This is a genomic window from Pustulibacterium marinum, assembly GCF_900116665.1.
Classification (GTDB): Bacteria; Bacteroidota; Bacteroidia; order Flavobacteriales; family Flavobacteriaceae; genus Pustulibacterium; species Pustulibacterium marinum.
Map to the genome: position 1 here is coordinate 675853 of NZ_FPBK01000001.1, position 20062 is coordinate 695914.

The window sequence follows — 20062 nt, forward strand, 5'->3', positions numbered from 1 at the left end:
TTATTAGTCAATTAAACGGTTATTTTTATAGATAAATTATATTTCTTGAAAGTGAAAAATTATAAAAGTGTAATCCAAAACAGATTAATCCTACTTCCAGAATATAAAAACCATCCATTTATATCAGGTAATAAATTACGAAAGCTGAAATACAATGTGCTTAAAGCGAAAGATATGGGTTTAAAAACCATTGTTACTTTTGGTGGAGCATTTTCAAATCATATTGCGGCGACAGCAGCGGCTGGTAAGGAGTATGGTTTCAAAACCATAGGAGTTATTAGAGGTGAAGAACTTGTCTCTAAAATTGATGAAAACCCAACTTTAGCTTTTGCAAAAGATTTGGGTATGCAGTTTAAATTTGTTTCTAGAAGTGCTTATCGTGAAAAGTCTTCGGAGTTATTTTTGAATCAATTAGAACAAGAATTTGGAGCGTTTTATCTATTGCCCGAAGGAGGAACCAATGAATTGGCGGTAAAAGGTTGCGAGGAAATATTGTGCGATTCAACAAAAGATTTTGATTTTATTTGCGTTCCTGTAGGGACGGGAGGAACAATTTCCGGGTTAATCAACGCAAGTGAACCACGCCAAACAATTTTGGGGTTTCCGGCTTTGAAAGGTGAATTTTTACAAAATGATATTACTACATTTGTAACCAAAACTAATTGGAAACTGATTCATGATTATCATTTTGGAGGATATGCCAAAGTAAATTATGAATTGATTCAATTTTTAAATTCGTTTTACGAAGAAACTCAAATTCCACTGGATCCTATTTACACAGGAAAAATGGTTTACGGAGTTTACGATTTATTGGAAAAAGGATATTTCCCAGAAAATTCAAAAATTTTATTGGTTCATACCGGAGGTTTACAAGGAATTAAGGGAATGAATCAAAAACTAAAAAAGAAAGGTAGTACTACCATTAATTATGAAGTTTAAATATCTATTTATATGCATTCTTTCTTTAGCAATTATTTCTTGTGGAGGGAAGAAGAAGGTTTCGAAAAAGAAAAAATCAGCTCCCAAAAGAGAGAATACCATTGTTATTAAAGCTCCCACAAAAAAAGAACAGGTAGAATTGTTAGAAGCTACTTCTACCGTAGCCGTTAAAACGAATACAGTTGAAGAGTATATCAATGTGTATAAAGATATTGCTATGGTAGAAATGCAGCGTTACAATATACCTGCCAGTATTACTTTGGCGCAGGCAATTTTAGAAAGTGGTTCTGGTAAAGGAGAATTAACACTTAAAGCAAACAATCACTTTGGTATTAAATGTCATTCAGATTGGCATGGACCAAGTGTTACGCATGATGATGATAGAAGAGGAGAGTGTTTTAGAAAATATGACAATCCAAATAAATCATTTGAAGATCATTCACTGTTTTTAACAGAAAGAAGCAGATACGCTTTTTTGTTTGATCTGAAACAGAGCGATTACAAAGGTTGGGCTCGTGGCTTAAAGAAAGCAGGGTATGCTACAGATCCAAAATATCCAAACAAATTAATTACCATAATTGAGAAATATCAATTGTTTGAGTTCGATAAATTGGTGTTGAAGGATAATTATGAAATAGTAGTTGAAAAAGACAATGCAGAAGAGGTAGTAACTGCTGGTGAAACCTATCACACCGTAGTTAAAGGAGATACTTTGTACAATATTTCTAAGAGATATGGTGTAAGCGTAGAATCTATTCAAAAAGCCAATAAGCTAAAGGGAAGTGGTATTTCAATTGGTCAAAAATTAAAAATAGTTAAGTAATGTTATATAAAAGAAGTAGTGAGTTGTTTGCTCAAGCAAGTAAAGTGATTCCTGGCGGAGTAAACTCTCCGGTGAGAGCTTTTAAAGCAGTGGGAGGAACACCTATTTTTATAAAAGAAGCAAAAGGAGCTTATTTGTATGATGAAGATGGAAACCGTTTGATAGATTATATCGCATCTTGGGGACCAATGATTTTAGGACATGCATATGAGCCTGTAACCAATGCTGTTATTGAAAAAACTAAAAAAGGAACTTCTTTTGGAACGCCTACCGAAATAGAAACTAAAATTGCTGAATTGGCAGTGGCGATGGTTCCTAATATTGATAAAATCCGATTTGTAAATAGTGGAACCGAGGCTTGTATGAGTGCAGTCCGTCTAGCTAGAGGATTTACAGGAAGAGATAAGATCATCAAATTTGCGGGTTGTTATCACGGGCATTCTGATTCTTTTTTGATTCAGGCAGGAAGTGGAGCAGTTACCTTTGGTTCACCAAATAGTCCTGGAGTAACACAGGGAACAGCGAAGGATACTTTACTAGCTCCGTATAATAATTTAGACGCTGTTGAAGCACTTTTTGAAGCCAATAAAGATGAAATAGCAGCTATAATTATTGAACCAATTGCCGGAAATATGGGGTGTGTAATTCCTAAAGAAGGCTTTCTAGAAGGTTTAAGAGCGTTGTGTGATAAGCACAACACACTGTTGATTTTTGATGAAGTGATGACAGGTTTTCGTCTTGGAAAAGGTGGCGCTCAGGAAAAATTAGGAATCGATGCTGATATTGTAACTTTTGGAAAAGTAATTGGTGGCGGTTTGCCGGTTGGAGCATTTGCGGCGAGAGCCGAAATTATGAGCTATTTAGCTCCGGAAGGTCCAGTATACCAAGCAGGAACTTTGAGCGGAAATCCTTTAGCAATGGCAGCCGGTCTAGCCATGTTAACAGCATTAAACGATACTCCTGAAGTTTTTGAAAGTTTAGAAAAGAAGACAGCTTACCTACACGAAGGTTTTGAGAAAGCCTTGTCTAAAACTTCTTTGGAATATACCATAAATAGATTTGGTTCTATGATTTCGGTATTTTTTGCAAAAGATGAAGTGGTGGATTTTGAAACTTCAGCAACAGCAAATAATGATACTTTTAAGAAGTATTTCCATGGTATGTTGGCAGAAGGAATCTATTTGCCGCCAAGCTCATTTGAAAGTTATTTTTTAAATGATGCTTTGTCTTATGAAGATTTAGATTTTACAATCGCTGCTTTTGAGAAAGTTGTAGCAACATTGTAAACAAAAAATATAGCAAATAAAAAAAATCCGGTTTTAAACCGGATTTTTTTATTCTTTAGTATGTGTGGGTTATTGCATTTGAACGTACCCCATAAAAGTATCATACTGTTCGTCTGTAAGAACATCTTTAATTTCTGGTAAGATATCTGCAGCATATTTCTCTCTCATAACAGAAAATTTGCTGTTAGGATATGGAGATGCAGTAGCATCAACATAGTCTAATTTGTTTTCTTCATATTTTTTGATAACGTCAAACATATCAAATTGCTGGTCTTTGGTTAATTGTAAAGCTCCAACTAATTCCATTGTTTTTCTTTTTGCCATGGCATCATAATCAACACTGGTTTGTGCATATGCTGTAATGCCTGCAAACATGAAGAAACAGATAAATAGTGTGTAAATTTTTTTCATAGTATGGTGAAGTGTTTTATAAACTTCAATTTTAAGGAAAAAACCTAACATATACAAATGCTTATTTCAGTGTTTTGTTATAATTCAAAGTTTGTAAGATTCTTTAACTCTTTAATAGTGTCTATTGGATTGTCACTTTTAAAAACAAAGCTTCCGGCTACTAAGACATCTGCACCTGCATCAACTAGTTTTTTTGCATTGACAGATGATACTCCACCGTCTATTTCTATTAATGTACTTGCATTTTTGGTAAGGATCATTTCTTTTAAAGTGCTTACTTTTCGATAAGTGTTTTCAATGAATGATTGTCCGCCAAAACCTGGATTAACGCTCATGATGAGAACAATGTCAATATCCGTTATGATATCTTCTAATAAAGAAATTGGGGTATGAGGATTGAGCGCCACACCAGCTTTCATACCTTCAGCTTTTATGGCTTGTAAAGTTCTATGCAAGTGTGTACATGCTTCGTAATGAACGGTAAGATGATCTGCTCCCAAGTCAGCAAACGTTTTGATATATCTATCAGGATTCTCTATCATTAAATGAACATCGTTTACTTTGGTAGTATGTTTTGTTATTGCTTCCAAAACAGGCATACCAAAAGAAATATTTGGAACAAACATTCCGTCCATAATATCAATATGAAACCAATCTGCTTCGCTATTATTAACAAGTTCTATATCGCGTTGAAGATTTGCGAAATCTGCTGCGAGTAAGGAAGGAGCAATCAATTTATTGTTCATCGTAAATTCTTTTACTAAGTACTCAAATGTACATATTAAAAATGAAAAACTCCGGTAATCAGCCGGAGTTCATTCATCAATCAAAAAACGAACAGTTATGATAAACTGTTGTAGTCTTATATATTTTTAAATAGATATTTCTTCTTTAAGAAGCGTTCATACAAATATAAACAAAGATTTTTAATATCAATGTTTTTAAAAATGAAACGAAAACTTAAAATTAACCTAAATATGTTTTTAAGATTTTACTTCTTGAAGTGTGCTTCAATCTACGAATAGCTTTTTCTTTGATTTGTCTAACACGTTCACGAGTTAAATCGAAAGTTTCTCCAATTTCTTCAAGTGTCATTGGGTGTTGGTCACCTAATCCAAAGTACAAACGAATTACGTCTGCTTCTCTTGGAGTTAATGTTTCCAAAGCTCTTTCAATTTCGGTACGTAAAGATTCATGTAACAAGTCTCTGTCTGGGTTTGGAGATTCTCCAGAACGCAAAACATCATAAAGGTTAGAATCTTCACCTTCCACTAAAGGAGCATCCATAGATACGTGACGACCAGAGTTTTTCATAGACTCTTTTACATCGTTCACAGTCATGTCTAGCTCTTTTGCAATTTCTTCTGCAGAAGGAACACGTTCATGTGCTTGCTCTAAGAAAGCGAAAGTTTTATTGATTTTGTTAATAGAACCAATTTTGTTTAGCGGTAAACGTACGATACGAGATTGCTCTGCCAATGCTTGAAGAATAGATTGACGAATCCACCATACTGCATAAGAGATAAATTTAAATCCACGTGTTTCATCGAAACGTTGTGCTGCTTTGATAAGTCCTAAGTTACCTTCATTAATAAGATCGGGTAAGGTTAACCCTTGGTTTTGATATTGTTTCGCTACAGAAACTACGAAACGTAAGTTTGCTTTTGTAAGTTTTTCGAGTGCTCTTTGGTCACCAGCTTTGATTCGCTGTGCTAATTCTACCTCTTCATCTGCAGTAATCAAATCAACTTTACCTATTTCTTGAAGGTATTTGTCTAATGATGCTGTCTCTCTGTTGGTAACCTGTTTTGTAATTTTAAGCTGTCTCATATGTACTTGTCCTTGTTTTTAATTTGGGTTTGAGTGCGTGCGCTTTTAGTTATACGTATGAATGCTTCCAAATGTTACAAAAAAGTTTGATTATTTTTTGAAGGCATAAAATAACTTACATTAGCACTGTAGATTATTTAATTCTATGATGAGATTTCATTCCTATATATTTATTTTAATTTTTCTTATAAGTTCTACGCTAAGGGCGCAAGTAGAAACGTATCCAGTAACCAATTATGCGGTAAACGAATATGGAGCTGCAAATCAAAATTGGGGTATTTCTTTAAATGATAAAGAACATGTTTTTGTTGCGAATCATCAAGGTTTATTGCTATTTGACGGTCAGCATTGGGAATTAAAGAAATTGCCAAACAATACCATTGTACGCTCCGTATTGTCAGATTATAATAGAGTGTATACTGGTTCTTATGAGGAATTTGGTTATTGGAAAGAAAACGAATTTGGAGTGTATGAGTATACATCTTTAACTTCATTAATAGATAATAGTTATGAATTTCAGAGCGAAGAATTCTGGGAGATTGTTAAATGGAATAATAAAATAGTATTTAGATCTTTTAGAGCTCTTTATATATATGATGGAAAAACTATTCAGGTTGTAGAACCTAATTTAATTATCACTAAAATTTTTCCGTTTGAAGATCAATTGATTCTTGGGACAGAGAACAGAGGCGTTTATTCTTGTACTTCTACATATAGAATTCTGCCGTTGGAAGGTTCAGAAGAAATTTCAGATTTGTCTATTGCTGATATTGCTTTGTTGTCCAAAGATGAATTGATTATTGGATCTAAGTATGATGGTGTTTTTTCTATCAGAAATAAAAAACTTTCAAGGTGGAGTTCAGAATTAAATCAAATATTAGAAGAAGATCAGTTAAATAAGATTGCCGTTATAAATAGTTCGGAAGTGGTTTTTGGAACTATTAAAAATGGATTGGTTTTTTATGATCTGAATCAAAAAAGTATTACACATTTCAATAGAAGTTTAGGATTGCAGAATAATACAATCCTCGGACTAGCCTGTGGCAAAGATCATTTATGGGTGGCTCAGGATAATGGTATTTCTGTATTGGATGTCACTAGTGGAATCACATTTTTCAATGATCTTAGTGGTCAGCTGGGAACAGTTTACGATGTTAAACAGTTTGAAGGTACTACGTATCTAGGTAGTAATACCGGAGTTTTTTATTTTGAAAATGAGCAGTTGAAGTTTCTTGAAGGTAGCCAAGGACACGTTTGGTCTCTCACTTTAGTGGACGGGAAGTTATTATGTGGGCATAATGATGGATTGTTTCAAATTAAGAATAAAACTTTTCAGCCTATTGCTGGTTTAGAAGGTACTTTTAGCGTTTCTAAAATTCCAAATGAAGCCAACTCATATTTGGCGGGAACCTATATTGGTATTTCTAAATTGACATACTATAATGGTCAATGGCAAACTAGCAGAATTAGGAATGTAGATTTTCCTGTAAGCGCAATTGTTTTTGAAGCAGAAGATACCATTTGGGCTACACATCCTTATAAAGGTTTGTACAGAATCGCTCTAAATGATAATATGACGGAAGCTGAACTGCTGAAGTTTAATGATCATGAAGTGCGGCTTACAGATTATCAAACTAGAATTCATAAAATAAATGATAACATAGTATTTTATGTGAGTAATAAATGGTTTACCTATAATAAAGAGCAGAATCAAATTATAGAATTCGATGAATACAAGCATTTGAATGGCTATAAATTAATCTTCAATAATGAAGGTAGATATTGGTTTATTGATTCAGATAGAAATGAATTACAATTTGTAAGCAAGAAATTGGCACTAGCGGTAACCAATACCGATTTACTTTCTAGAATTACGCCTCTTTATGAAAAAATATTTCAGAAGAATGATAGTATTTATTCCATTCCGTTAAATGATGGTTTTGCGAGTTTAAATCTAAATGAGCTTAAAAAAGAACGAATTAGTGATGAAGTAAGAATAGCTACACTACGAAGAGTTTACACAGATCAACATGAGTATCAAATAAAAAATGGTAGTGAAATACCTTTTGATGAAGCCACTAGCTTAACAGTGTCTTTTGGGTTTCCATACGGTGACGGAGAAGATTTTACATACGAGCTCGAAGGTCCAATTGATCAAACCGGTGAAACATTGAATGGCGATGTAATCCTCCAGAACTTAACCTATGGTCAATACATTTTAAAAGTTTTACTACCAAACTCCGATGATAAAATTCTTTCCTACACGTTTAAGGTTTTACCTCCTTGGTATCTTTCTGAAGTAATGATTCTAGGGTATATACTACTGAGTGTTTTACTTATTTATTTGATATTTTATTTGAATAAAAGAAGTATGCAAAAATACCAGCGAAAACTCCACTTGAAAATGCAAGAAGAGGAGGCTAAAAAGAAAGCGGAGTTAGAGCGTGTAGCTCTGCACAAGGAGGTAGAGTTGAAACAAAAAGAACTTATGAATTCTACCTTAATTATTAGTAAAAAGAATGAGCTATTACTAGAGTTAAAAAATGAATTCAAACGAATAAAAGATAATTCAGTCAATGAATATCGTGTGAAAAGTTTAATAGCAAAAACTACAGATGCTATAAGTAATGAAGAAGATTGGGAAGTTTTTGAAACTAATTTCAATGAGCTCCATGACGATTTCTTTAAAAAATTGATTAAAGCATATCCGAAGTTAACCTCCAAGGATTTAAAATTATGTGCCTACATTAAAATGGGATTAATGTCAAAAGAGATTTCACCATTAATGGGTATTACCACCAGAGGTGTAGAATTACATCGTTATCGTCTTCGTAAAAAATTGGATTTATCCAAAGAACAGGATTTGACAAAATATCTACTGTCATTTTAAATATTTTTCAATATTGTAGTTTAATTTTTCGTAAATAACACCACATCATCACTACATCAATATGTTAAAATTTTAAATTCATAGTGAATTATTTAATATGTAATGAGCTGTAAATCAATTTTTTAATTATTGTTTAAGTTGATGAGCCCTTTTAAGGTTACTACGTCTAAAACGATTTCGTGTTTTCGTGATACTTTTACATCGAAAATCAAGAACAAATATTATACGCAATGAAAATTAAAACTTTATTTCTGGTTTTATTTTTACTTTCTACAGTGGGTATGGTAGCACAAACTACTATTACCGGAACTGTTTATGATGACAATAACATGCCTTTACCAGGGGCCAATGTTACTGTACAAGGTAAAGACGCATATTCCATTACAGATTTCGACGGAAAGTTTTCTGTTGAAGCAGAAGAGGGAGATGTTTTAAACATTAGTTATCTAGGATTCCAGTCTCAAAAATTGACTGTGGGTTCTGAGACAAACCTTACCATTACTTTACAACCCGAAGCATCTCAATTAGATGAAGTAGTTGTTATCGGATATGGTACACAAAAGAAAGCAGATGTTACGGGTGCAGTTTCTAGTGTGAAAGCTGAAGACCTTATCAAACAACCTGCTGTAAATGCAACACAATCTATTCAAGGTAAAATGTCTGGGGTAAATATTGTGAATAGCAATGCTCCTGGAGCAACTCCAAACATTATTATTCGTGGTACAGGTACTGCTGCTGGTGGTACAAATGTACTGTACGTTGTAGATGGTATTCAAACAAGAGATATCTCTAACATTAACCCTGGAGATATTGAATCTATGAACGTTTTAAAAGATGCTGCTTCTGCTGCAATTTATGGTATGGACGCCGCAAACGGTGTAGTTATTATTACCACTAAAAAAGGTAAAGCGGGTAAAATGAAAGTAGGTTTAAATACTTATTACGGAGCAAAAAGTATGTTGAATCCTGTTGAAATGGCAAACGCAAGTCAGTACGTGACGTATTTTAATGAGCGTTTGACTTCTGAAGGAGCAACAGCATTTTTATCTGAAGATCAGCCGTATGATACAGATTGGTATGATGCACTAACCGATGTTGGTTTTGTAAACAACAACGAGGTAACCCTTTCTGGAGCATCGGATAATGTGAGCTACTATATGAGCTATAGTAATTATAACGAAGATGGAATTTTGAAAAACAATGACTATTCTCGTAATACAATTAGAGCTAATAACTCCGCAGATTTCTTCAATGATAAATTGAAATTAACTTCTAACATGAGTGCGTCTTTCATAAAGAGTACTCCAAAACCTTTTAGTTCATTTAATTCTGCTTATCGTCAAGCACCGGTGGTTCCTGTTTACTATCCTGATGGGAAATTTGGTCAACCGTTTTGGAATCAGTCTACGGGTATTGCTACCTATGATGTTGGAGCTGGTGAAACAAGAGGACAATTGAATTCTATTGGAAACCCAGTTTCTCAAGTGTATTATAACAACGAGAAGAATACAGGTATCGATCTTCAAGCGTTGTTTCAAGCTGATTTAAAAGTGACAGATTATTTGACGTTGACTTCTAGATTTGCAGGAACAAAATCATTTTCTAATCAACGTATCTTCAACGATATTAGAAATCAATGGTTAACAAGTTACCCTTATTTGTCTGAATCAGATTTTGATACGAACCAAGAAAATAACCCAACGTCAACTACGTATGCAGATAATAGTCTAGCTTATAACAAATATGAAAATTTCACCTATAACTGGGATACGTATTTAACTTTTAATAAAGTTTTTAATGATAAGCATAACGTAAATGCGACTTTAGGTACTACCAGAGGTATGAGGGATAAATCAGAGACCATTTATATGTTGGGGTATAATGTTCCTCAGAAAGAGCAATATTGGAGTATGAATTTTGCTGGAGATGAAATTGAAAAACAAATTACGCAAACTATTGGAACTCCGTATAAGCAATTATCTTATTTTGCTAGACTTCAATATAACTATGATTCTAAATACTACTTACAAGCAAACTTTAGACGTGACGGAGTAAGCACATTTAAAAATGAATCAGAAGCAGGTTCTAGTACAGACTATTTTGGAAACTTTCCATCATTCAGTTTAGGATGGGCGTTATCTAATGAGCAATTTTTTGAAAACGTAAAGTTTGTAAACTTCTTAAAGCTAAGAGCTGGTTGGGGTAGAATGGGTAATTCAGATGTACCTTTCAACGTTCGTTCGTTCACAACCAATACCGGTGCAACTAACAATAATGTGAATTATGTATTTGGACCATCTCAAACGTTGACATACGGAGCTGCTTTAGGAGCCAATGTTTATCCAATCTCTTGGGAGGTTACAGAGGAAACTAACTTAGGTTTTGACTTTGCAATGTTCAATTCTAAGTTGAGTGGTGCTGTAAACTATTACAATAGAAATACTGATAATGCAATTCTAAATGTAACACCAATTTATACATCAGAATCAGTAGACTCTTATTATGATCATGGAGCAGAAATTTCTAACAAAGGTTTGGAATTTGAACTAACTTGGAGAGAAAGTGTGAACGAAGACTTCTCTTATAGTGTAGGAGCAACCTTCTCTACAAATAAAAATACTGTAGAAAATGTAAAATCTGCATATGACGGACAAACAGGAGGAAGCTTGAGTAATGGTCAAATTACAAAAAGATTACAAGAAGGCGAGTCATTATATGGCTGGTGGATGTGGGAAGCCGATGGAGTTTGGCAAACACAAGATGAAATTGATAGCAACGCTCATTACGGTACTCCAATGCCAGGATACTTAAGATATAAAGATCAGAATGGAGATGGTGTTATTGATGACAATGATAAAAAATTCTTTGGATCATACTTGCCAACTTATAATGTAGGTTTAAATGTTACTTTGAACTATAAAAACTGGGATCTTTCTGTTGATGGATTTGGAGCAGGAGGAAACAAAGTATATAATGCTTTGAAAGGTGTTCGTATCAACGGAGGAGAAAATATTGCTGCGGACGTATTTGAAGATCGTTGGACAGGAGCAGGATCTACCAATACAAACCCTGGTGCAGCAAGAGATTCATATGCTTCCAGCTACTATTTAGAAGATGGAGATTATTTTAGAATCAATGCCATGACCATAGGTTATACCCTAAGAGATGTGATCAAAGAAGTTTCTAGAATTAGAATTTATGCAACAGCACAAAATCCATTTTTATTTACAAAGTATAGCGGATTTACTCCGGAAATTTCTGGAACAGCTGCAGGAACAGGAGGTATTGAACTTTCAGCTTACCCAAATACCAAAACATTCATGTTTGGTGTAAACGTTGATTTATAAAAAAAAACTTAAAAAGAAGAATCCAATGAAAATTATAAATAAAAGTATTCTATCCATTATGGCTTCCGCGCTTTTATTGGTAAGCTGTAACGAAGATTTCTTAGATGTAGATAAGACAGATGGTTATGAGGCTGCGGATACCGAAACCGTAACACCAGAACAAATGGTTAACGGAGTTTATGGGTATTTAACAGACTGGACGTATGCTTTTTCATATCTAGGTGTAACCGAAATTATTTCTGATAATGCAGACAAAGGAAGTTCTGCTTCAGATACTGGTTCAGACAAAGACGTATTAGATAACTTAACTTTTACAGCTAGTGCCAGTTCTGTTTTAGGAGTGTGGCAAACTTGGTACAAAACCATTGGTAGAGCTACCATTTCTATTGATTATACCGAAAACTATGGCATAACTGATGAAAGTTATAAAAACAGATTGATTGGTGAAGCTAAATTTCTTAGAGCTTTAAACTATTTCTGGTTAGTAAGATCTTTTGGGGATGTTCCTTTACAACATATTGATTATGTAATCAGACAGCCAAAAGAAGATGTATACGCTTTCATAGAGCAAGATTTATTAGATGCTATTGATGCCTTGCCATTGAAAAGTGAATATGATTCAGAAGATTTAGGTAGAGCAACAAAAGGAGCTGCTCAAGCATTGTTATCCAAAGTATACCTTTATGAAGAAAAGTATCAGGAGGCATATGATATGGCCAATAATGTAATAAACTCTGGAGAATATAGTTTAGCGGCAGACTACTCTACACTGTGGCATGCAGATACCGAAAATGGAGTTGAATCTATTTTTGAAGTACAAGGAAGAGGAGAGTCTATAGCACACGGCGTACAACAGTACTCACAAACGCAAGGAGTTCGTGGTCAGTTTGGATGGGGTTTCAATATTCCTTCTCAAAATCTTTTGGATGCCTTTAATGAAGAAGGCGATGAAATTCGTAGAGATGCAACCATTATTTTTCCTGGTGAAACTTTATGGGATGGTACTGTAATTATCTCAAACCCAGAAAATCCAATGTACAGTGAAAAAGCCTATTCCAGTGCAAATGGTGGAGCAGAAGATACAGATAAAAATGTTAGAATGCTTCGCTATGCTGAAATTTTACTTATCAAGGCCGAAGCGGCTGTTGAATTGGGTATGGATGGCTCAGAACCTTTAAATCAAGTGAGAGAGAGAGTGAATCTTGATGATATTAGTAATCCAACTTTGGAAGATATCTGGAAAGAAAGAAGACTTGAATTAGCTTTTGAACATGACCGCTGGTTTGATTTAGTAAGAACAGGACAAGCGTCAGATGCTATGGCAGCAGATGGAAAAACATTTGTAACCGGTAAGCATGAATTGTTTCCAATACCAAACAATCAATTAATACAAACTCCGGAAATGGAACAAAATCCGGGTTGGTAAATATAGTTAGTTGTGATACAAAACTGCAGTTAGTAACGGCTGCAGTTTTTTTCCAATTTATATAGTGAATGCCCTAAATGCAAACAAACAAATGAAATATACAAAAGTAGTAGCTTTTTGCTTCATTTTCATTTTCTTAATAGGCTGTAAAAAGTCTAAGAAAGCTGAGGAAACTTTGTTGTCCCCCAAAGAAGTTTCTGAAAATACAAAAGCCCCAATTATTAATAACCAACTTTTAGATACGTTGCAGTATCAAACCTTCAACTATTTTTGGGAAGGAGCCGAACCAAATTCTGGTTTAGCCAGAGAACGCATTCACATGGATGGAGTTTACCCTCAAAACGATGCTAACACAGTAACAACCGGAGGTTCTGGTTTTGGTGTTATGGCTATTATTGTTGGAGTAGAACGTGGTTTTATTACCAGAGAACAAGCGGTAGAGCGTTTTGAAACCATTCTAAATTTTCTGGAAACAGCAGATCGTTTTCACGGAGCTTGGCCACACTGGATGATTGGTGAAACAGGAAAAGTAAAGCCTTTTTCAAAAAAAGATAACGGTGGAGATTTGGTTGAAACTGCATTTCTTATAGAAGGATTACTTACCGTTTCAGAATATTTTAAAGATGGTTCTGAACGAGAGCAAAAAATATCAGACCGAATAGAAAAAATGTATGACGAAGTAGAGTGGGATTGGTATACTCAAGGTAAAAATGTACTCTACTGGCATTGGTCCCCAGAATATAAATGGGAAATGAATTTTCCTGTCGGTGGCTATAACGAGTGTTTGGTAATGTATGTTTTGGCAGCTTCATCAAGAACACATGCTATAGATCCAAAAGTTTACCATGAAGGTTGGGCTCGTGGTGGCGACATCGCAAAAGATACTACTTATTATGGTTTAAAAACAGAGCTTGATTATTTTGAACATTCAGATGCTCCAATTGGCCCGTTATTTTGGGCTCATTATTCCTATACAGGTTTAAGTCCAAAAGGATTAGAAGATACTTATGCAGATTATTGGAAATTAGTTCAGAATCAAGCATTGATTCATTATAAATATGCACTAGATAATCCAAAGAATTTCAAAGGTTACGGGAAGCAACAATGGGGTTTCACGTCTAGTTATTCTATCAACGGTTATCACGGACATCGCCCTGGTGATGATTTGGGTGTGATTTCTCCAACTGCTGCATTGTCTTCTATGGCTTACACGCCGGAAGAAAGTATGCAAATGATTGAATATTTATATAAAGATGCAGATAGTTTAGTAGGAAAGTATGGCCCTTATGATGCTTATAGTGATGAATTTGATTGGTATACGCCAAGATATTTAGCTATAGATCAAGGTCCAATTCCTGTAATGATTGAAAATTATCGTTCTGGGATTTTCTGGGACTTATTTATGAAGCGCGATGATGTTCAAAATGGGCTAAAACGTTTAGGCTTCAAAAGCACATATTTTAATTAATGAAGTTATTTGTTTACATAACATGTTTTTTTGTTTCCCTTTCATTTTTTTCCTGTAGCAAAGATGAAAATGTTGCTCAGGTAGAGGAATCACCGGATCCGGTAACACCAACACCGGATCCAGAGATTTCTGATGAAGATTTAATGGATTATGTTCAAGAAGAAACCTTTAAGTATTTCTGGGATTTAGCAGAGAGCAACTCTGGTGGAGCTCGTGAGCGCTATGTAGCGGCAAACCCATCGCAAGATGCACATGTTGTTACAACAGGAGGAACCGGATTCGGCTTAATGGCAATCTTGGTAGGTGTAGAACGGGGATATGTAACCAGATCTGAAGCTGTAACCAGATTAAACACTTTACTTACATTTCTTGAAAATGCCGATCGTTTTCATGGTGCTTGGCCACATTGGTTACATGGTGAAACAGGAGCTGTGCTACCATTTAGTACAAATGATGACGGAGTAGATTTAGTAGAAACATCATTTTTGGCACAGGGATTAATCTGTATAAAGGAATATTTCAAATCAGGAACTGAAGAAGAAATAGCACTAGCCAATAAAGCAGATGAATTGTGGAAAGGTGTAGAATGGAATTGGTTTACGCAAAATCAAAATATCTTATACTGGCATTGGTCACCAAACAATGGTTGGGCAATGAATTTACCCATTACTGGCTATAATGAGTGTTTAATTACGTACGTAATGGCAGCATCATCGCCTAATTATGCCATAGATTCACAAGTATATACAGAAGGTTGGGCTTCCAGTGGTACTATTGTTTCAGGAAACGTGCAATATGATTATCCTTTGTTGGTAAAACATCAAGGAAATGAAAGTTATGGAGGTCCATTATTTTGGGCTCATTATTCTTATTTGGGTTTAGATCCAAGAAATTTATCAGACTCGTATGCAAATTATTGGAATGTGAATGTAAACCATTCCATGATCAATTATTTGTACTGCGTAGAAAATCCGATGGGTTATACGCATTATGGCGAAGACTTTTGGGGATTAACTGCAAGTTATTCCAGAAACGCAGATGGTAGTTTGGGGTATTCAGCACATACACCAACAAATGATTTGGGTATTGTTTCTCCAACTGCAGCCATAAGTTCTATCCCATATACTCCGGAAGAATCCTTGGCCGCAATGCACTATTTTTATTTGTATGATGATATTTTAACTGGTGAAGCTGGGTTTTATGATGCTTTCAGCCCGCATTATAACTTTTGGGTTGCCGAAGCATATTTAGCCATAGATCAAGGACCACAAATAATTATGATTGAAAATTATAGATCTGGCTTGTTATGGGATTTGTTTATGCAGAATGAAGACATCCAAAACGGATTAACCAATTTAGGTTTTAGCTATGAATAAATTAATATTCTTCTTATTTCTATTTGCTTTTGGTAGTTTGCAAGCGCAAGATACCTTTGAACCAAAGCAATATATTTCTGGGAAAGACACGTTAAAGTATCAGATTTTATATCCTGAAAATTTTTCTGAAACACAAACGTATCCGGTAGTGTTATTTTTACATGGAGCCGGAGAGCGCGGGAATGATAATAAAGCTCAATTAACGCATGGTAGCTCATTGTTTTTATCAGATTCAGTTCGAACAAAATATCCTGCAATTGTAATTTTTCCGCAATGTCCAAAAGAGGATTATTGGGCGAATGTTGATGTAGACAGATCTTCTTATCCTTTGAAGCTAGATTTTAAAGATGGCGAAGAACCAACTACAGCATTAAAACTTGTAACCAAGTTGATGGAAGAAACTATTCAGCAAGAGTACGTTCAAAAAGATCAAGTATATATTATGGGATTGTCCATGGGCGGAATGGGAACTTTTGAAATGATCTTTAGAAATCCAAATATGTTTGCAGCAGCAATTCCTATTTGCGGTGGTGCGCATCCAAATACGGCAAAGGCTTATGCAGATCATTTACCTATTTGGGTATTTCATGGAGCAAAAGACGATGTTGTAGATCCTAAATATTCTTTACAGATGGTTTCGGCAATCTTGAAAGATGGAGGATTTCCGCAATATACTTTATATGAAGATGCAAACCATAACAGCTGGGATGCTACTTTTCATCAACCCAAGTTGCTATCATGGCTATTTTCAAATAAAAATACAACAAACATAAATACAACAAAATGAGATTAAAAAGAGTAATTACTTTAGTGACTACCGGAGCCATTTTGGCTTCATGTTCTAATGTGAAAGATGCTTCTTCCCCCCAAGTACAGAAAGCGTCTGCTACAAAACCCGAACCCGTAGCAACGCTTTCTTTCCAAAGTCCGTTTGAGAAGCAGATAGATTCTATCTTAAGCTTAATGACGCTTGAGGAAAAATTAGGACAATTAAATCTTCCTTCTTCAGGAGACATTACTACAGGGCAAGCAAAAAGTTCTAATGTAGCTAAGATGATTGAGGAAGGAAAAGTAGGTGGTCTCTTCAATATAAAAACAGCCGAAAAAATTCAGGAAGTTCAAAAAATTGCTGTAGAAAAAAGTAGGCTTGGAATTCCATTACTTTTTGGTATGGACGTAATTCATGGTTATAAAACTACTTTTCCAATTCCATTAGGGTTATCATCTTCATGGGATATGGAGATGATTCAACAAACAGCCCGTGTTGCTGCACAAGAAGCAAGTGCCGATGGTATCAACTGGACGTTTTCTCCGATGGTAGATATTTCTAGAGATCCACGTTGGGGTAGAGTTTCCGAAGGTAATGGAGAAGATCCGTATTTAGGTAGCCAAATTGCTGCTGCCATGGTGAAAGGATATCAAGGAGACGATCTTACTTTAGAAAATACCATTCTTTCTTGTGTAAAACACTTTGCATTGTATGGCGCTATTGAAGCGGGTAGAGATTACAACACGGTAGACATGAGTAGAATTAGAATGTTCAATGAGTACTTTCCGCCATATAAAGCTGCGGTAGATGCTGGTACGCGTTCTGCTATGGCATCTTTCAATGAAGTTGATGGAATTCCTGCAACCGGAAACCGCTGGCTATTAACCGATTTATTAAGAGATAAATGGGGTTTTGATGGTTTTGTAGTGACCGATTATACCGGTATTCCAGAAATGATAGCTCATGGAATGGGAGATTTACAGACTGTTTCGGCATTAGCATTAAAAGCTGGTGTAGATATGGATATGGTAGGTGAAGGTTTCTTAGGTACTTTGGAGAAATCTTTAGAAGAAGGCAAAGTTTCTATAGACGAAATTGACCTGGCTGTGAAGCGAATTTTACAAGCAAAATATGAATTAGGCTTGTTCAAAGATCCTTATAAATATTGTAATGTAGAGAGAGCAGCAACCGAAGTTTATACGCAAGAAAATAGAGATTTTGCACGTAAAGTTGGAGCTGAGTCTACAGTATTGTTAAAAAATGCAGGTCAAGTACTTCCATTGAAAAAAGAAGGAACCATTGCTTTGGTTGGTCCATTAGCCGACAATGCGGTGAACATGGCAGGAACTTGGAGTGTTTCTACAGATCAGGAAAAATCAATTCCATTTTTAGAAGGACTAAAAGAAGTTGCTGGTGATAAAGCAGAAATCATGTATGCTCGCGGAAGCAATCTTTCTTACGATAAAGAATTTGAAACCAATGCTACCATGTTTGGAAAAACTATTCCACGTGATGGTAGAACAGATAAAGAAATGTTGGATGAGGCTATTACGGTTGCCAAGAAAGCAGATGTCATTGTAGCTGCCATCGGTGAATCAGCAGAAATGAGTGGAGAAAGCTCAAGCAGAACCCATATCAGAATTCCCCAAGCACAAGAAGATTTACTTGATGCCATGTTGGCAACCGGAAAGCCAGTAGTTTTAGTTCTGTTTACAGGAAGACCTTTGGTTTTGGTAGAAGAAGAAGCAAAAGTTCCTGCAATTTTAAATGTATGGTTTCCGGGTAGTGAAGCTGGTTTGTCTATTGCAGACGTTCTTTTTGGAGATGTAAACCCTTCAGGAAAATTAACGGCTACGTTCCCAAGAACAGAAGGTCAAATTCCATTGTTTTACAATCATAAAAATACAGGTAGGCCATTATCTAATAAGGAAGGAAATTTTGAAAAATTCCGTTCTAACTATTTAGATGAGCGTATAGAACCATTATATCCGTTTGGTTATGGTTTAAGTTATACCACTTTTGAGTATAGTAATTTCCAAATTAGCAACACCACTTTACCAATGAATGGTAGTATTACAGTTTCTGTAGACGTGAAAAATACAGGGGACTATGATGGTAAAGAAGTTGTTCAATTATACACTAGAGATTTGGTAGGAACAGTTACCAGACCAGTAAAAGAATTAAAAGGATTTCAGAAAGTAATGATCAAGAAAGGAACTACCAAAACAGTGACTTTTACGTTAACTGCTGAGGATCTTAAATTTTATAATTATAACTTAGATTTCGTTGCAGAACCGGGTGAATTCGAAGTTTTCGTAGGAACTAATTCTGATACCGAAATGAAAAAATCGTTTACATTGAAATAACTTTTAGTTAGGCTGAGCAAAATTGCTTTAGGATGGGGCTTGTGAAGCCAAATCTATATAAGTTATTTATACTTTGTGAATAGAGTTATTTTAAGGGTTTTTTAATGTTAAGAGATTCGGTTTGCGCCGAATCTCTTTTTTTATGAAGTATATAGATTAAAAAGAATACAGTACTTTTACTTCATGTTCGATTTTCGATTAAAAGTTTTCTATACAGTCGCCAAGCATCTCAATTTTACCAGAGCTGCACGCGAATTATTTATTACCCAGCCGGCGGTGACCAAGCACATCAAAGAGATAGAAAATCATTTTAATACCAAATTATTTCATAGAAACGGAACCTATATTTCGCTCACCGCATCGGGTGAAATATTACTGAAATATGCTGAAGAAATTTTCGATACTTACCGAAAATTGGAGATTGATATTCATGCGCAGCAAAATAAACATGCGGGAACATTGCGTTTGGGAGCAAGTACTACGATTGCAAATTATGTGTTACCACTGGTCTTACCAGATTTTCAAAGAGAATATCCAGACATCAATTTGCAACTACATATTGGCAATACAGAGCAAATTGAAAAGTCACTTCAAAACAAGGAGATTGATTTAGGAATTACTGAAGGATTTTCAAAAGCTGCCGGATTGCAATATCAAGAATTTTTAAAAGATGAAATTGTTTTAATTGTCAATACTGCGAATCCATTAGGTGAAAAAGCGATCATTTCTTTAGAGGAATTGCAGCAACTACCTTTGTTGATACGTGAACCAGGATCTGGGACTTTAGAAGTAATTGCGCATGCATTGGTAGAAAAATCAATGAAGATTTCTCAGTTAAAAACGCTTATGCAATTAAGTAGTTCTGAGAGTATGAAACAATATATTTTAAATTCAGATAGCCTAGCTTTTCTTTCCATATATGCCGTTCTAAATGAATTGAAACAAAAAACAGTTACGATACTTGAAGTAGAGAATTTGACCATTGAACGAAATTTTTACTTTGTAACCAATCAAGCTGAAATGAATTATTTGGTAAGGTTATTCACAGAATTTTCATCTAGCTATAACTTCAGGTAATATCTTATTTTAAATTGTGATTTCTTTTTGTGATATCAAAGCTTCAATTTTGTT

14 protein-coding genes are annotated in these 20062 nt (G+C 35.0%); 11 read left to right on the forward strand and 3 right to left on the reverse strand.

Features of this window, described 5'->3' with window-relative positions:
* Window positions 1–51 precede the first annotated feature (51 nt).
* Genes BM383_RS02965 through hemL form a run of 3 tightly spaced genes read left to right on the forward strand, consistent with a single transcriptional unit; the run spans window position 52 to window position 3048 of the window.
* A complete protein-coding gene (locus BM383_RS02965; protein WP_245766516.1) occupies window positions 52–939 on the forward strand; it encodes a 1-aminocyclopropane-1-carboxylate deaminase/D-cysteine desulfhydrase in 888 nt (295 codons plus the stop codon).
* Complete coding sequence (locus tag BM383_RS02970) at window positions 929–1762, forward strand: glucosaminidase domain-containing protein (RefSeq protein WP_093022808.1); 834 nt, start codon at window positions 929–931, stop codon at window positions 1760–1762. Before BM383_RS02965 ends, BM383_RS02970 begins: the two co-directional genes overlap by 11 nt.
* Window positions 1762–3048, forward strand: coding sequence for a glutamate-1-semialdehyde 2,1-aminomutase (gene hemL, locus BM383_RS02975; protein ID WP_093022810.1), 1287 nt, complete (start codon window positions 1762–1764; stop codon window positions 3046–3048). The genes BM383_RS02970 and hemL overlap by 1 nt, the downstream gene beginning before the upstream one ends.
* A gap of 69 nt (window positions 3049–3117) precedes the next feature.
* Here hemL and BM383_RS02980 read toward each other — a convergent pair whose 3' ends face one another.
* From BM383_RS02980 to BM383_RS02990, 3 genes are all read right to left on the reverse strand, one after another.
* Complete coding sequence (locus BM383_RS02980; protein ID WP_143106333.1) at window positions 3118–3459, reverse strand: hypothetical protein; 342 nt, start codon at window positions 3457–3459, stop codon at window positions 3118–3120.
* A 77-nt stretch (window positions 3460–3536) separates the two neighbouring features.
* Window positions 3537–4205, reverse strand: coding sequence for a ribulose-phosphate 3-epimerase (gene rpe, locus BM383_RS02985; protein WP_093022814.1), 669 nt, complete (start codon window positions 4203–4205; stop codon window positions 3537–3539).
* Window positions 4206–4425: 220 nt separating this feature from the next.
* Window positions 4426–5289, reverse strand: coding sequence for a sigma-70 family RNA polymerase sigma factor (locus BM383_RS02990; protein ID WP_093022816.1), 864 nt, complete (start codon window positions 5287–5289; stop codon window positions 4426–4428).
* Window positions 5290–5434: 145 nt separating this feature from the next.
* Here BM383_RS02990 and BM383_RS02995 point away from each other — a divergent pair, with 145 nt between their 5' ends.
* The 8 genes from BM383_RS02995 to BM383_RS03030 all read left to right on the forward strand — a co-directional run bounded on the left by BM383_RS02995 (window position 5435) and on the right by BM383_RS03030 (window position 20008).
* Window positions 5435–8179 carry a helix-turn-helix and ligand-binding sensor domain-containing protein gene (locus BM383_RS02995; protein ID WP_093022818.1) on the forward strand — a complete coding sequence of 915 codons (2745 nt, stop codon included), beginning with the start codon at window positions 5435–5437 and terminating at the stop codon, window positions 8177–8179.
* A gap of 230 nt (window positions 8180–8409) precedes the next feature.
* Window positions 8410–11526 carry a SusC/RagA family TonB-linked outer membrane protein gene (locus tag BM383_RS03000; RefSeq protein WP_093022820.1) on the forward strand — a complete coding sequence of 1039 codons (3117 nt, stop codon included), beginning with the start codon at window positions 8410–8412 and terminating at the stop codon, window positions 11524–11526.
* Window positions 11527–11551: 25 nt separating this feature from the next.
* Complete coding sequence (locus tag BM383_RS03005; protein ID WP_093023438.1) at window positions 11552–12952, forward strand: RagB/SusD family nutrient uptake outer membrane protein; 1401 nt, start codon at window positions 11552–11554, stop codon at window positions 12950–12952.
* Window positions 12953–13043: 91 nt separating this feature from the next.
* Window positions 13044–14420, forward strand: coding sequence for a glucoamylase family protein (locus BM383_RS03010; protein ID WP_093023440.1), 1377 nt, complete (start codon window positions 13044–13046; stop codon window positions 14418–14420).
* Complete coding sequence (locus BM383_RS03015) at window positions 14420–15796, forward strand: glucoamylase family protein (protein WP_093022822.1); 1377 nt, start codon at window positions 14420–14422, stop codon at window positions 15794–15796. Before BM383_RS03010 ends, BM383_RS03015 begins: the two co-directional genes overlap by 1 nt.
* Window positions 15789–16583 (forward strand): carboxylesterase family protein, encoded by a 795-nt coding sequence (locus tag BM383_RS03020; RefSeq protein ID WP_093022824.1) that lies wholly within the window; start codon window positions 15789–15791, stop codon window positions 16581–16583. Before BM383_RS03015 ends, BM383_RS03020 begins: the two co-directional genes overlap by 8 nt.
* Complete coding sequence (gene bglX / locus BM383_RS03025) at window positions 16580–18931, forward strand: beta-glucosidase BglX (RefSeq protein WP_093022826.1); 2352 nt, start codon at window positions 16580–16582, stop codon at window positions 18929–18931. Before BM383_RS03020 ends, bglX begins: the two co-directional genes overlap by 4 nt.
* A gap of 183 nt (window positions 18932–19114) precedes the next feature.
* Complete coding sequence (locus BM383_RS03030; protein WP_093022828.1) at window positions 19115–20008, forward strand: LysR family transcriptional regulator; 894 nt, start codon at window positions 19115–19117, stop codon at window positions 20006–20008.
* The last annotated feature ends 54 nt before the right edge of the window (window positions 20009–20062 follow it).